Genomic DNA, 14,103 nt, shown 5'->3' on the forward strand with positions numbered 1-14,103 from the left:
GGCCCCCACCCGGTTGTTCGAGATGGCGTACGGTGCGGCGCATGGCAAGTGTGCTCGTGGTCGAGGACGACCAGTTCGTACGCTCGGCGCTCATCCGGCACCTGACCGACGCCTCGCACACCGTGCGCAGTGTCGGGACGGCGCTGGAGGCGCTGCGCGAGGTCGCCCACTTCCGCTTCGACGTGGTGATCCTGGATCTCGGACTGCCCGATCTCGACGGGTCCGAGGCCCTGAAGATGCTGCGCGGCATCACGGACGTGCCCGTCATCGTCGCCACGGCCCGGGACGATGAGGCGGAGATCGTACGGCTGTTGAACGCGGGCGCGGACGACTACCTGACCAAGCCGTTCTCGGTCGAGCACCTGTCGGCCCGTATGGCGGCCGTGCTGCGCCGCGCCCGCTCCGGCGCGGCGGAGGGGGAGCCGTCCCCGGTGATCCGGGTCGGTGGGCTGACCGTCGACCCGCTGCGCCGCCAGGCCGAGCTGGACGGCGCGCGGCTCGACCTCACCCGCCGCGAGTTCGACCTGCTCGCCTTCCTGGCCGCCCGGCCCGGAGTCGTCGTCCCGCGCAGGGAGTTGCTCGCCGAGGTGTGGCAGCAGTCCTACGGCGACGACCAGACCATCGACGTCCATCTGTCCTGGCTGCGCAGGAAACTGGGCGAGAACGCCGCCAACCCGCGCTATCTGCACACCCTTCGGGGCGTCGGGGTGAAGCTTGAACCGCCGGGGGAGGAAGTGCCGCGATGAGGTGGGCCCTGGTCAAGGTGTCGCTGGCGGTGACCACCATGGTCGTGCTCGCCTTCGCGGTGCCGCTCGGACTCGTCATCCGGGAGCTGGCCCGGGACCGGGCCTTCTCGGGCGCCGAGCGGGAGGCGGCGGCCGTCGCCCCGGCCCTTTCCATCACCACGGACCGCGACCAGCTCGAACGGGTCGTCGCCTCCGCGGGGTCCGACGCGGGGATGGCCGTGCACGTACCGGCGGGGGGCGGCCAGGAGTCCCTCGAACTCGGGCGGCAGCGCGCCACGGACGAGGACATCGCGGCCGTGCGGAAACTGGGCCGCGCCTCCACCACCGGCGTCACGGGCGGCTCGACCCTGCTCCAGCCGGTCGCGCTCAGCACCGGCGAGATCGCGGTGGTCGAGGTGTACGTGCCGGAGGCCGAGGTCACCAACGGTGTGGGGACGGCCTGGGCGGTGCTCGCCGGGGTCGGTGCCGCGCTGGTCCTCGGCTCGGTCGCCGTCGCCGACCGGCTGGGCGTGCGGATGGTCCGGCCCGCCAGGCGCCTGGTGGAGGGGGCGCGCGAACTGGGGGAGGGCAGGCTCGGTGCCCGGGTGCGCGAGGAGGGGCCGACCGAACTGCGGCTCGCGGCGGTCGCGTTCAACTCGATGGCCGACCAGGTCGTCCAGTTGCTGGCCAACGAGCGGGAGCTGGCCGCGGACCTGTCCCACCGGCTGCGCACACCCCTGACCGTGCTGCGGCTCAACACCGCCTCGCTCGGCGTGGGACCGGCCGCCGACCAGACCCGGACCGCGGTCGAGCAGCTGGAGCGAGAGGTCGACACCATCATCCGCACGGCCCGGGAGTCCCGGCCGCAGACGGCCGCGGCCGGTCCGGGAGCCGGGTGCGACGCTGCCGAGGTGGTCCGGGAACGGATGGCGTTCTGGTCGGCGCTCGCGGAGGACGAGGGTCGCAAGTGGCGGGTGGCCGGGGCCGACCGGCCGGTGCGCATACCCGTGGCCCGCGCCGACCTGGCCGCCGCCCTCGACGCGCTGCTCGGCAACGTCTTCCGGCACACCCCGGAGGGCACGGCCTTCGCGGTCGACGTGCACAACGGCGAGGACGCGGTGATCGTCCTCGTGTCGGACGCGGGCCCGGGCATACCCGACCCGGAGGCCGCGATGGCGCGGGGCCGCGGCTCGGGGAGCGACGGATCGACCGGGCTCGGCCTGGACATCGTGCGCCGGCTCGCGGAGTCGACCGGCGGGGACGTACGGATCGGCTCCTCGGTGCTCGGCGGCACCGAGGTGCGGATCTGGATCCAGCTGGACGGGCGGGCGCCGGAGGTCAGGGGACACCGGCAGCTGCGGCGCAGACGGCCCCGCAGGCTGGTGCGCTCTCGGGCCGGTCACGTTTCGACAAATGCGCGCGACGGCTCTTGACGCATGAGCGACATGGGGTTGTTATTGCGCCACCGTGTTCGGTCAAGTTGATTTCTGGTCGATTAAGGCCAGACTTCGCGCCACATCCTCGTGGCCGAACCCTGCCTCAGGAGCCGTTCATGCACGACCTCTCCCCCTCCGGATCGTCCCTCCCCGCCCCCAGCCGCCGCACCCTCCTGCGCGGCGTGGGCGGCGCGACCCTCCTCGGCGCCGGCATACCCCTGCTGAGCGCCTGCGGCGGCAGCGGCGCGGCCGCCGACCCGAAGACGGTCAGCCTCGGCTCCAACTCCTCGGACGCGGTGCCGAAGAAAGCGTTCGCCGAGATCTACGCCGCCTTCACGAAGAAGTCCGGCATCAAGGTCGACGTGAACACCAAGGACCACAACACGTTCCAGGAGCAGATCAACTCCTACCTGCAGGGCACGCCGGACGACGTGTTCACCTGGTTCGCCGGATACCGCATGCAGTTCTTCGCGTCGAAGAAGCTCGCCACCCCGATCGACGACGTGTGGCAGAAGATCGGCGGGAACTTCCCCGAGGCGATGAAGAAGCTCAGCAAGGGCGAGGACGGCAAGTACTACTTCGTGCCGCTGTACTCGTACCCGTGGGCGGTCTTCTACCGCAGAAGCGTCTTCGCCCAGCACGGCTACCAGGTCCCCACCACCTGGGACGCCTTCGTCGCCCTGTGCAAGCGGATGCGCAAGGACGGGCTGGTCCCGATCGCCTTCGGCGACAAGGACGCCTGGCCCGCCATGGGCACCTTCGACCAGATCAACTTCCGCACCAACGGCTATGACTTCCACGTCGAGCTGATGGCGGGCAAGGCTTCCTGGACCGACCCCAAGGTGCGCAAGGTCTTCGACCACTGGACGGAGATCCTGCCCTACCACCAGGAGGGTGCGGTGGGCCGCACCTGGCAGGACGCGGCGCAGGCCCTGGTGGCGAAGAAGGCCGGCATGTACCTGCTGGGCACCTTCGTCGGCCAGCAGTTCACCGACAAGGCCGACCTCGACGACCTGGACTTCTTCGCCTTCCCGGAGATAGACCCGCAGTTCGGCCAGGACACCGTCGAGGCGCCGACCGACGGATTCATGCTCTCCAAGGCCCCGAAGAACCGCGAGGGCGCCACCAAGCTCCTGGAGTACCTCGGCACCCCCGAGGCCGAGCAGATCTACCTCAAGGCCGACTCGAGCGTGGTGGCCGCCTCCACCAAGGCCGACACCTCCTCCTACACCGCGCTCCAGAAGAAGTCCTTCGAAATGATCTCGGGCGCCAAGAGCCTGACCCAGTTCATGGACCGCGACTCCCGCCCGGACTTCACCGCCACGGTGATGCAGCCCGCGCTGCAGAACTTCATCCGCAACCCCAAGAACGTCGACGGCATCCTCGCGTCGATCGAGCGCCAGAAGAAGACGATCTTCGCGTCCGCATGAGCACCGACACCACGAAGCCCCCGAAAGCGGCGCCCGCCGTGCCGACCACCGGCACGGCACCCGTCGGCAGGCGCCCCGCACACGGCCATGCCCGCCTGCTGACCCGCCGTGACCGCCTCACGCTCGGCCTGATGGCGGGCGTGCCGACCCTCCTGCACGTCGCCCTGGTCTGGCTGACGGCCCTCGCCTCCATCGCGCTGGCCTTCACCACCTGGGACGGCATCGGCTTCGACTCCATCGAGTGGGTCGGCCTGCGGAACTTCAGGGAACTGTTCACCAGCAACCCGCAGTTCTGGCCCGCCGTCGAGCACAACCTCATCTGGTTCGCCGTACTCATCGTGCTGCCCACGCCCTTCGGCCTGTTCCTGGCCGTGCAGCTGGACAAGCGGATCCGGTACAGCCGCGTCTACCAGACCGCTTTCTTCCTGCCGGTCGTGATGTCGCTGGCCGTCGTGGGCTTCGTCTGGCAGCTGGTCTACAACCCCGACACCGGCCTGATCAACAGCATCATCGGCGCCAACGAGCCCGGCCACTACATCGACTGGATCGGCGACCCGGACCTCAACCTGTGGGCCATCCTGGTCGCCGCCTCCTGGCGGCACGCCGGCTACATGATGATCCTCTACCTGGCCGGCCTGAAGAGCGTCGACCCGTCCCTGCGCGAGGCCTCCGCGCTGGACGGCGCGGGCGAGTGGCAGACGTTCAGGAACGTCGTCTTCCCCGCCCTGCGCCCGACCAACACCGTCGTCCTGGTCGTCACGATCATCGAGGCGCTGCGCGCCTTCGACCTGGTCTTCGTCTTCAACAAGGGCGCCCAGGGCACCGAACTGCTCTCGATCCTGGTGACCAACAACATCATCGGCGAGTCCAGCCGCATCGGATACGGCTCCGCGATCGCCGTCGTGCTGCTGGTGATCTCGCTCGCGGTGATCATCCCGTATCTGATCGCCACCTTCCGTAAGGAGCGGCGCGCATGAGCCACGCCTTGGTGAGCAGGCGGCGTCCCCCGGTCCGCCCCGCCCGGATCCTGCTGCACGCCTTCCTCGTCGTCACGGCCCTGGCCTGGCTCGCCCCGCTGCTGTGGGCGCTGCTCGCGGCCATGCGGCCGTACTCGGAGACCAGCGAGAAGGGCTACGTCTCCTGGCCCGACAAGCTGAGCCTGGACAACTTCACCGACGCCTTCCAGCAGTCGGACATGCTGCACTACTTCGGCACCACGCTGATCGTCGCGGTGCCGGCCGTGCTGCTGACGCTGCTGCTGTCCTCGATGGTCGCCTTCTACGTCAGCCGCTTCGACTTCCGGCTCAACCTGGCGCTGCTGCTGGTCTTCACGGCCGGCAACCTGCTGCCCCAGCAGGTCATCATCACCCCGCTGTACCGGCTGTACCTGCTGATCGACCTGCCCGGCATCACCATGAGCGGCAAGCTGTACGACTCCGCCCTCGGCCTGGTCCTGATCCACGTGGCGTTCCAGTCCGGCTTCTGCGCCTTCGTGCTCAGCAACTACATGCGCTCCCTGCCGCACGAGCTGACCGAGGCCGCCCTCGTCGACGGCGCCTCCGTCTGGCGGCTCTACTGGCAGATCGTGCTGCCCCTGTGCAAGCCCGCGATGGCCGCCCTCGCCACCCTCCTCTCCATCTGGATCTACAACGACTTCTTCTGGGCCATCGTCCTGATCTCCACCGGCGAGAACATGCCGATCACCTCCGCGCTGAGCAACCTCTCCGGCCAGTACTTCACCGACCCCAACCTCGTCGCCGCCGGCGCCCTGCTCACCGCGGTCCCCACCTTGATCGTCTACTTCGTGCTGCAGCGCCAGTTCGTCAGCGGCCTGACGCTGGGGGCCAACAAGGGCTGACCGTCGATACGCCCTTCGGGGCAGCCCGAGGCAATTGCGACGAAGATTTCCTACTTGTTTGATAATCTCGGACCCATGAGTGAGATTCCGTACGGTGTCGGTGAAGGGCCCGCCACCAGGGTCAGCCTCTCGCTCCCGGAAGGGACAGCGGAGGCGATCCGGCGGCGCGTGGGAAAGCGTGAGTTCTCGGCGTTCATCACGGAGGCGGTCGAGCGCGAACTGCGCGGCCAGATCCTGGACGAGTACCTCGCCGACTACGAACGCCGCCACGGGCCGATCTCCGAAGAGAACCAGGAACGGGCACGCCAGGTCTTCGACGAGGCGTTTGCCGAGGAGGGGCAGTGGCCCGCCGCAAGCTGAGCCACGAAGGCACTCTGGTCCTCGACTGCGAGGGGCTGTCCCAATTCGTCGGTGACCACGAGCCAGTCGTCGCCCTGGTCGCCGAGGCGCGCACACGGGGTATGGAAGTGGTCGTCAGCGCGCTCACCCTCATCGAGGCAGTTCACCGCCGGACGGACAGGGCTCGACTTGCCTGGGTCCTGTCGGGCCTGCGGATCGTGCCGATCGGCGACGAGGAGGCGAAGGCCGCCTCGGCCATGCTGATCAACGCGGGGCTGCACGGTCACAAGTACGCGATTGACGCCGCCGTGGCGGAAATGGCGCTGCGGCAGCGTCGTCCGGTGGTCATGCTCACTTCCGACATCGACGACATGTCCAAGCTCTGCGGGCACAGGGTCCGTCTCGTCGCCGTCTGAGGGCGATGCTCTGACCGGCCGATGGGAGGGAAGGGACGCACATTCGGTCGGAGCCGACGTGCGGGGGCGCGGCACTCCCCCTGAGCGTGCCGCGCCCCGTTCCCCCCGGCCCCCGTCGGTCAGACCGCCCCCACCTCCGGCAACGTCCCCGTCCGCGCCGCCCTTCCGTACCAGCGGGCGCTCGTCTTCGGGGTGCGTTCGAGGGACGCGTAGTCCACGTACACCGCGCCGAAGCGCTTGCCGTAGCCGTACCCCCACTCGAAGTTGTCCATCAGGGACCACAGGAAGTAGCCCCGGACGTCCGCGCCGTCGGCGATCGCGCGCCGGACCGCCGACAGGTGGCCGTGGAGGTAGGCGACGCGCTCCGGGTCGTGCACCCGGCCGTCGGAGTCGATCTTGTCGTCGTAGGCCGCGCCGTTCTCCGTGATGTACAGCGGTAGGCCCGGGGCCTCGCGGGTGTAGCGCATGATCAGCTCGTGCAGGCCGGTCGGGTCGACCGTCCAGCCCATCTCGGTGCGCTCGCCAGGAGTCTGGTGGAACGCCACGTCGTCCACGCCCGGCCACGGCGAGTGTTCGCTCGCCCCGTGCCCGTCCGCACGCGGCCCCTTCGCGTTCGAGTCCGCCGCCGACACCAGCGACGGCGTGTAGTAGTTGAGGCCGAGAGCGTCCAACGGCTGGTTGATCAGCGCCAGATCGCCGTCCAGGACGTAGTCCCAGTCGGTGACGCCGGCCGTCGCCAGGTACAGCGACTCCGGGTAGGCGCCACGCAGGATCGGGTCGTGGAACACCCCGTTGGCCAGGTCGTCGATCTTCCGGGCCGCGGCCAGGTCCGCCGGGTCCTGCGAAAGCGGCCGCACCACCGCCGAGTTGAGGGCGATCGCCACCTGGTTCCGGGCCGGCATCACCGACCGCAGCGCGGACGCGCCCAGCCCGTGCGCCAGATTCAGATGGTGCGCGGCACGCAACGAGGCCGCCGGGTCCGTGCGGCCCGGAGCGTGCACACCCGAGGCGTATCCGAGGAACGCGCTGCACCAGGGCTCGTTGAGCGTCATCCAGTGCTCCACGCGGTCCCCGAGCGCCTCACCGACGATCTGCGCGTACTCGGCGAAGCGGTGGGCCGTGTCGCGCTCCGGCCAGCCACCCGCGTCCTCCAGCTCCTGCGGGAGGTCCCAGTGGTAGAGGGTGACGGCCGGCTTGATGCCCCGGGACAGCAGCTCGTCGACCAGCCGGCGGTAGAAGTCCAGACCCTTCTGGATGGCCGGGCCGCGCCCTGTCGGCTGCACCCGCGACCAGGAGACGGAGAAGCGGTAGGCCCCCAGGCCCAGCTCCGCCATCATCGCCACGTCGTCCCGGTACCGGTGGTAGTGGTCGACAGCGATGTCACCGGTGTCGCCGCCCTCGGTCTTGCCCGGCGTATGGCTGAACGTGTCCCAGATCGATGGGGTACGTCCGTCCTCCCGTACCGCGCCCTCGATCTGGTACGCGGAGGTCGCCGCGCCCCAGAGGAAGGCGGGGGGAAAGGTCACCGGGGTGGCCGGCTTTTCGGAGTCAGGCATGAAAGCGCTCCCATCGGAGTCGTGGAGAGGCACGGTGGAGGGAAGAGAAGCGAGGGGCCGAGGCGGCGGTGACCCGGCCCCGTGGGGGAAGGGACGCGGGCGTCAGCCCTTGACGGCGCCCTGCATGATGCCGCCCACGATCTGCTTGCCGAAGATCGCGAACACCAGCAGCAGCGGCAGCGTGCCCAGCAACGCGCCCGCCATGATCAGGGACTGGTCGGGGGTGTAGCCGCGGCCCAGACCCGCCACCGCGACCTGCACGGTCGGGTTGCCCATCTGGGTCAGCACCAGGAACGGCCACAGGAAGTCGTTCCAGGTCTGCACGAAGGTCAGCATCCCGAGCACGGCCATCGCCGGCCGCGCCGCGGGGAACACCACGTGCCACACCACGCGCCAGCTGCTCGCGCCGTCGACCCGGGCGGCCTCGATGATCTCGTCCGGCAGCGCCTGTATCAGGTACTGCCGCATGAAGAACACACCGAACGCGCTCACCAGCGACGGGAAGATCACCGCCTGCAGCTGATCCGTCCAGTCGAGCTTGGCGACCATCATGTACAGCGGGATCACGCTGAGCTGCGGCGGCACCATCATCGTGCCGATCACGACCAGCATCAGGGCGCTCCGGCCCCGGAACCGCAGTTTGGCGAAGGCGAAACCGGCGATCGTCGACAGGATGACGACGGTCAGCGCCGAAACCCCCGCCACGATCGTGGTGTTGACGAACGCCTCGCCCAGGTTGGCGTCCTTCCAGGCGATCTCCAGCTTGTCGAACAGTCCGGAGCCGAACCAGAACGGCGGCGGTGTCTGCGCGAGCCGCTGATTGTCACGCGAGGCGGCGATCGCCGTCCACACCAGCGGGAACAGCGAGACGATCGTGAACACGATGAGGATCGCGTACGCGATCGGACCGCCGTGCAGCGTCCCGCCCGCCCGTGCGGACTTCGGCAGGCGGGGGCGTTTGGACTTCTCGGTGGGCCGGGCGGGCTCGGCGTCGGGAGGGCTCATGGTCGTCGTCACGGCCGGGACTCCTTAACTACTGGCGCGCAGCCGGCGCGAGATGACGTAGTTGACGATGCCGATCACGATCAGGATCAGGAACATCGTCCAGGCGATCGCCGAGGCACGGCCCAGGTGCTGGGCGACCCAGCCCTGCTCGTACAGATACAGGCCGAGCGTCTGGAACTGGTGCTCCGCGCCGCCGGACGCTCCCTTGTTGACGTCGAACAGCAGGGGCTCACCGAAGACCTGCGAGGCTCCGATCGTCGAGACGACGGCGGTGAACAGAATCGTCGGGCGCAGCGCCGGCAGCGTCACATGGACGAACTGCTGCCAGCGGTTGGCCCCGTCCAGGGCCGCCGACTCGTACAGGTCCTGCGGGATCGCCTGCATCGCGGCCAGGTAGATCAGCGCGTTGTAGCCGGTCCAGCGCCAGATGATGATCGACGAGACGGCGATCTGCGAGGGCCACTTGTCGTTCTGCCAGTCGACCGGGTTGATACCGACCGTGTCGAGCACCCAGTTGATCATGCCGTAGTCACGGCCGAAGAGCAGCACGAACACCAGCGAGGCCGCGGCGATCGACGTCGCGTACGGCGCGAGCATGGCGACCCGGAAGAAGGTCGAGGCCCGCAGCTTGTAGTTGAGGATGTGGGCGATGCCCATCGCCATCAGCAGCTGCGGAACCGTGGAGATGATGCCGATGGTCAGGGTGTTCCTCGCCGCGTTCCAGAAGAACTCGTCGTCGAAGATCCTGGTGTAGTTGCGCAGCCCGACCCAGTTCATGTCGGTCGGCGCGGTCAGCTCCACCTGGTGCAGCGAGGCCCAGCCCGTGTAGATCAGCGGGAACAGGCCGAACGCGACGAACAGCAGGAAGAACGGCGAGACGAAGGCGTACGGGCTCCAGCGGATGTCCCGCTGCCAGCGCCGGGAGAGCCGGTCCCGGCGCCGCCGCTCCTTCTCCACGGCGGCGGTGTCCCCGGGCGGGCGGCCCGGGGCCGCGCCCCCCTCGACAGGGGGCGCGGCGGTGTCGTGACGGGTGGCCATCCGGGTCACTGGTCCAGCTTGTTGTCGATGGTCTTGATCGCGGAGTCCCAGGCCTCCTTGGCCGACTTGCCCTTCGTCACCAGGATCACGCCGTTGTCCGTCAGGCCCTGCATGATGATCTGGTCCTTCGGCCCGATCACCTGTTCCGGGGCGGCCTTGGCGGCCTCCGCGAAGACCGGGCCGATCTTCTGGTCACCGGTCATCTCGTTCGTCGCGCCGGTCACTTCGGGCATGGTGTAGGCGGCCGGAGCGCTCGGGAAGCTGGCCTGCACCTTGAACAGCTTCGCCTGCTGCTCCGGAGCGGTCAGCCAGGCCACGAACTTCTGGGCCTCCTTCACGTTCTTGCCGCTCTTCGGCACGGTGAGGAAGGTGCCGCCCCAGTTGCCGCCCTTGGGAGCCTCGGCCACGGCCCACTTGCCGGCCGCGTCCGGCTTGGAGTTGCCCTTGATCGTGCCCAGCATCCACGGCGGGCAGGCGATCGCGGCGAACTTGTTGTTGGCAATGGTGGAGTTCCAGGACGGCTGGAACTGCGTCTGCGACTGGACGAGGCCCTTCTCGGCGGCCTTCGCGGTCAGTTCGAACGCGGCCTTGACGGCCGGGTTCGACTTGTAGATGACCTCGCCGGAGGCGTCGTAGAACTTCTCCTTCTCACTGCCCAGGATCGCCTGGATCAGACCGCCGGGGGAGTCCATGAAGAAGGTGCCCTCGGGGGCCTTCGACTTGTACCGCTCGCCGACGTCGACGAGCTTGGCCCAGTCACCGGCCCACAGCTTGCCCACCTCGGCCGGGTCGGTGGGCAGACCGGCCTTCTTGAAGAGGTCCGTGCGGTAGCAGATGGCCATCGGGCCGACGTCGGTGCCGAGGCCGATCGTCTTGCCGTCCTTGGTCGTGGCCTGCTGCCACTTCCAGTCCAGCCACTTGCTCTTGTCCACGCCCGAGACCTTGGACATGTCCTCGAGCTTGTCGGCCTGGGTGGCCGTGACCTCGGCGATGTTGGCGACTTCGACGGCCTGCACGTCCAGTAGACCGCTGTTGGTGGTGAGGTGGTTCAGCAGCGCCGGGTAGTAGTTCTCGTTCCGTTCGACGACGTTCTGTTCGATCTTGATCTTCGGGTTGAGCTTCTCGTACTCGGCGTAGAGGCCGGCCTCCTTGAAACCCATGGTGCCGAAGAGCCCCACGGAGATCTTCGTCTTGCCGCCGCTGTCGCCCGACGGGGAGTCGGAACCGTCGCCCTTGCCGTCGTCGGCACAGCCGGCCAGCAGCCCGGCGCCCAGCGACGCGACGGCCGCGAGGACCATCGCCTTGCGGGCGGTTCGGATGCGTGCTCGCATGTCGTCCTCCTGTTGCCCTGACGTGCCGACCCCCCGGCCAACTGCATGTTGGACCCGTTTTTACTCGCTGCGGCGCGGGCGGGGAACGTGCGGGTTGTGTATATGTCAGGTAGTGTGGGAGCGCTCCCATCAGTGATGTGTTGAAGGGTCGCGGGTAGGGGCGGGGGTGTCAAGGGACCGGACGACGAGATGTGCGTTCAGTTATCGGGCTGTTAACTGGCCCTCGGCCGGGACCGCTTGTGTCCAGGGTGACGGCATCCAGCCGGTCGGTCCGGCTCGGCCGGTGGAAGCGGAAGGCCGGGGGGGACAGCCCTCGGCGGCGGTCACTTCCACCGACGGGCCTGTTAAATTCCAGGCCAGCCGCAGAGTGCGGGTGTGGACGGGAAGGCGGAGCCCATGGCAAGCCAGGGAGCGCGGGGCCGAAGCGGTGGCCGGCCCACCCTCGAAGAGGTGGCGGCGCGCGCCGGTGTGGGCCGCGGCACCGTCTCCCGGGTGATCAACGGTTCTCCGAGAGTCAGTGACGCCACCCGGGCGGCGGTGGAGGCCGCCGTCGCGGAACTCGGCTACGTCCCCAACACGGCGGCCCGCGCCCTGGCCGCCAATCGCACGGACGCGATCGCGCTGGTGGTGCCCGAGCCGGAGACCAGGTTCTTCGCGGAACCGTACTTCTCGGACATGCTCAAGGGCGTCGGCGCCGAGATCTCCGACACGGAGATGCAGCTGCTGCTGATCTTCGCGGGCAGTGACCGGGAGCGGCAGCGGCTCGCCCAGTACCTGGCCGCCCACCGGGTGGACGGCGTACTGCTGGTCTCGGTCCACGCGGACGACCCGCTGCCCGACCTGCTGGCGCAGCTGGAGATCCCGGCGGTGATCAGCGGCCCGCGATCATCGGCGGAGACACTGCCGTCGGTCGACTCGGACAACTACGGCGGCGCCCGGCAGGCCGTCGAGCACCTGCTGTCCCGCGGTCGCCGCCGGATCGCCCACATCACCGGCCGCCTCGACGTCTACGGCGCCCAGCGCCGCGTCGACGGCTACCGAGACGCTCTGAGCGACGCGGGCCACGGGGTGGACGAGGCGCTGATCGAGGAAGGCGACTTCACGGAGGAGGGCGGACACCGTGCCATGCGGGCGCTGCTGGAGCGCCACCCCGGCCTGGACGCCGTCTTCGCCGGCTCCGACGTCACCGCGGCCGGCGCCCGCCAGGCGCTGCGCGAGGCCGGGCGCCGCATCCCCGACGACGTGGCGCTCGTCGGCTACGACGACTCCGCCATCGCCCGCCACCTGGACCCGCCCCTGACCAGTGTCCGCCAGCCCATCGAGGAGATGGGCCGCCGGATGATAGACCTCCTCCTCACGGAGGTCGCCGACCGTCGCCCGTCGGCGTCCCGGGGGCTGGACCGGCGCCAGGTCGTCCTGACCACGGAGCTGGTGGCGCGGTCGTCGTCGTGACGGAGCGCCTCCGGCGCGGGCGGACGCTTCACGACCGCGGGGGAGCGGGCGACGGGATGGCGGCGGGCGGTGCGCCGAGGTCCGGGCGGCGCCGCAGGGCCTCCACACCGTCGGGGACGAACAACCACCGCCGAAGAGCCTCCCGCAGCTCGCGCTCGGTGAGCCACCCGTGCCAGGCGACCTCTGACGGATCGGGGGTGACGGCCTCGGTCAGCACGGCCCGGTGCACACCGAGCCAGTACGGGCTGATCGCCCCGCGGCACAGGAACTTGAAGAGGAACCGCACGGGTGCCCGGACGCCCAGCTCCTCTTCCAGCTCCCGGGCCGCCGCCTCCTGGTACGTCTCTCCGGCCGCGACGCCCCCGCCGATCAGCCAGTCGTAGTGGCCTGGGAACCGGGACACGTGCTCCGGTCTCCGGTGCACCAGCACCCGCCCCCGCGGATCACGGCACACGGTCGTCGCGACCCGGTGCGGCCAGCCCTGCCGGATCGCCTCGTCCCGGTCGACCACCCCGAGCACCCGGTCCTCTTCGTCGACCCGCTCCACCAGTTCGGTCATGGCCTCACGGTCGCACGTCGGCGGTCAGGCCCTCGCCCGCGCACAAAAAGCTTCAGCCGGTGGCTTCGTTCTCGAAGCCACCGGCTGATCTCTCAGGGTGAGTGACGGGACTCGAACCCGCGGCATCCTGGACCACAACCAGGTGCTCTACCAGCTGAGCTACACCCACCATGACCGGCTTGGAGATCAGTGCTGTCTCCGACCGGCCGAGAAAAAGTGTACAGGGTCCGAAGGGGTGCTCGCGCCAGCCTTTCCCGGCGCCCCCGACGGGCCCCTGTCGTTGCTACTGGCCAGGCAGAACGTGCTTCGCGGCGATCGTCCGGGCGGTGTCCGAGTCGGGCCCGGGCTGCGGGACGAACACGGCCTCGCGGTAGTAGCGCAGCTCCGCGATGGACTCGCGGATGTCGGCGAGCGCGCGGTGGTTGCCGTTCTTCGGCGGGCTGTTGAAGTACGCCCGCGGGTACCAGCGGCGGGCCAGCTCCTTGATCGACGACACATCGACGATCCGGTAGTGGAGGTAGTCCTCCAGCGTCGGCATGTCGCGCAGCAGGAAGCCGCGGTCGGTACCGACGGAGTTGCCGCACAGCGGTGCCTTGCCCGGCTCCTTGACGAACTCCCTCACGTACGTCAGGACCTGTTCTTCGGCGTCCTTCAGCGTCGTGCCGTCCGGCAGCTCGGCGAGCAGCCCGGACGCGGTGTGCATCTGACGCACCACCTCCGGCATCGTCTCCAGCGCCCGGTCCGGCGGCCGGATGACGATGTCCACGCCTTCGCCGAGCACGTTCAGCTCGGAGTCGGTGACGAGGGCGGCCACCTCGATGAGCGCGTCGTCCGACAGCGAGAGGCCGGTCATCTCGCAGTCGATCCACACCATGCGATCGTTCATGCGTCTCACCTTACGGCGAGCCGCCCGGCACTGAGCCCGACCGTGCGGTGACCTCGTGGCCACGGCCTCACC

Annotated in this window: 14 protein-coding genes and 1 tRNA gene; 8 read left to right on the forward strand and 7 right to left on the reverse strand. The window is 69.3% G+C overall.

Annotation, left to right across the window (positions count from 1 at the left end; all coding sequences use genetic code 11):
* The first annotated feature begins 41 nt into the window (after positions 1-41).
* The 7 genes from IE212_RS12150 to IE212_RS12180 all read left to right on the forward strand — a co-directional run bounded on the left by IE212_RS12150 (position 42) and on the right by IE212_RS12180 (position 6,204).
* Positions 42-746 (forward strand): response regulator transcription factor, encoded by a 705-nt coding sequence (locus IE212_RS12150; protein ID WP_190197798.1) that lies wholly within the window; start codon positions 42-44, stop codon positions 744-746.
* Complete coding sequence (locus IE212_RS12155; protein WP_190197799.1) at positions 743-2,158, forward strand: sensor histidine kinase; 1,416 nt, start codon at positions 743-745, stop codon at positions 2,156-2,158. The genes IE212_RS12150 and IE212_RS12155 overlap by 4 nt, the downstream gene beginning before the upstream one ends.
* 119 nt (positions 2,159-2,277) lie before the next feature.
* A complete protein-coding gene (locus tag IE212_RS12160; protein WP_190197800.1) occupies positions 2,278-3,591 on the forward strand; it encodes an ABC transporter substrate-binding protein in 1,314 nt (437 codons plus the stop codon).
* Entirely contained in the window at positions 3,588-4,568 is a 981-nt protein-coding gene (locus tag IE212_RS12165) for a carbohydrate ABC transporter permease (protein ID WP_190197801.1), read from the forward strand. Before IE212_RS12160 ends, IE212_RS12165 begins: the two co-directional genes overlap by 4 nt.
* Positions 4,565-5,449 carry a carbohydrate ABC transporter permease gene (locus IE212_RS12170; RefSeq protein WP_190197802.1) on the forward strand — a complete coding sequence of 295 codons (885 nt, stop codon included), beginning with the start codon at positions 4,565-4,567 and terminating at the stop codon, positions 5,447-5,449. The genes IE212_RS12165 and IE212_RS12170 overlap by 4 nt, the downstream gene beginning before the upstream one ends.
* A 75-nt stretch (positions 5,450-5,524) precedes the next feature.
* The gene (locus IE212_RS12175) at positions 5,525-5,809 is read left to right on the forward strand and encodes a hypothetical protein (RefSeq protein ID WP_190197803.1); all 285 of its coding nucleotides are present in this window, start codon (positions 5,525-5,527) and stop codon (positions 5,807-5,809) included.
* A complete protein-coding gene (locus IE212_RS12180) occupies positions 5,791-6,204 on the forward strand; it encodes a PIN domain-containing protein (RefSeq protein ID WP_190197804.1) in 414 nt (137 codons plus the stop codon). Before IE212_RS12175 ends, IE212_RS12180 begins: the two co-directional genes overlap by 19 nt.
* 119 nt (positions 6,205-6,323) lie before the next feature.
* On the opposite strand, the gene IE212_RS12185 is transcribed toward IE212_RS12180, so the two are convergent.
* The 4 genes from IE212_RS12185 to IE212_RS12200 form a co-directional block, all read right to left on the reverse strand.
* Positions 6,324-7,760: a GH1 family beta-glucosidase gene (locus IE212_RS12185; protein ID WP_190197805.1), complete on the reverse strand. Its 1,437-nt coding sequence runs from the start codon at positions 7,758-7,760 to the stop codon at positions 6,324-6,326.
* Positions 7,761-7,862: 102 nt separating this feature from the next.
* On the reverse strand, positions 7,863-8,777 hold the full coding sequence (locus tag IE212_RS12190) for a carbohydrate ABC transporter permease (protein WP_190197806.1): 915 nt from the start codon (positions 8,775-8,777) through the stop codon (positions 7,863-7,865).
* 12 nt (positions 8,778-8,789) lie between these two features.
* On the reverse strand, positions 8,790-9,803 hold the full coding sequence (locus IE212_RS12195; protein WP_190197807.1) for a carbohydrate ABC transporter permease: 1,014 nt from the start codon (positions 9,801-9,803) through the stop codon (positions 8,790-8,792).
* 5 nt (positions 9,804-9,808) lie between these two features.
* Positions 9,809-11,134, reverse strand: a complete 1,326-nt coding sequence (locus tag IE212_RS12200) for an ABC transporter substrate-binding protein (protein WP_190197808.1) — start codon at positions 11,132-11,134, stop codon at positions 9,809-9,811.
* Between the two features lie 396 nt (positions 11,135-11,530).
* Between IE212_RS12200 and IE212_RS12205 the strand changes: the two genes are divergently transcribed.
* Positions 11,531-12,586, forward strand: a complete 1,056-nt coding sequence (locus tag IE212_RS12205) for a LacI family DNA-binding transcriptional regulator (protein ID WP_190197809.1) — start codon at positions 11,531-11,533, stop codon at positions 12,584-12,586.
* 28 nt (positions 12,587-12,614) lie between these two features.
* On the opposite strand, the gene IE212_RS12210 is transcribed toward IE212_RS12205, so the two are convergent.
* From IE212_RS12210 to orn, 3 genes are all read right to left on the reverse strand, one after another.
* The gene (locus IE212_RS12210; RefSeq protein WP_190197810.1) at positions 12,615-13,145 is read right to left on the reverse strand and encodes an NUDIX hydrolase; all 531 of its coding nucleotides are present in this window, start codon (positions 13,143-13,145) and stop codon (positions 12,615-12,617) included.
* Between the two features lie 96 nt (positions 13,146-13,241).
* Positions 13,242-13,314, reverse strand: a tRNA-His gene (locus IE212_RS12215).
* 114 nt (positions 13,315-13,428) lie between these two features.
* Complete coding sequence (gene orn, locus IE212_RS12220; RefSeq protein WP_190197811.1) at positions 13,429-14,031, reverse strand: oligoribonuclease; 603 nt, start codon at positions 14,029-14,031, stop codon at positions 13,429-13,431.
* Between the last annotated feature and the right edge of the window lie 72 nt (positions 14,032-14,103).

The sequence above is a fragment of the Streptomyces djakartensis genome, assembly GCF_014651075.1.
Classification (GTDB): domain Bacteria; phylum Actinomycetota; class Actinomycetes; order Streptomycetales; family Streptomycetaceae; genus Streptomyces; species Streptomyces djakartensis.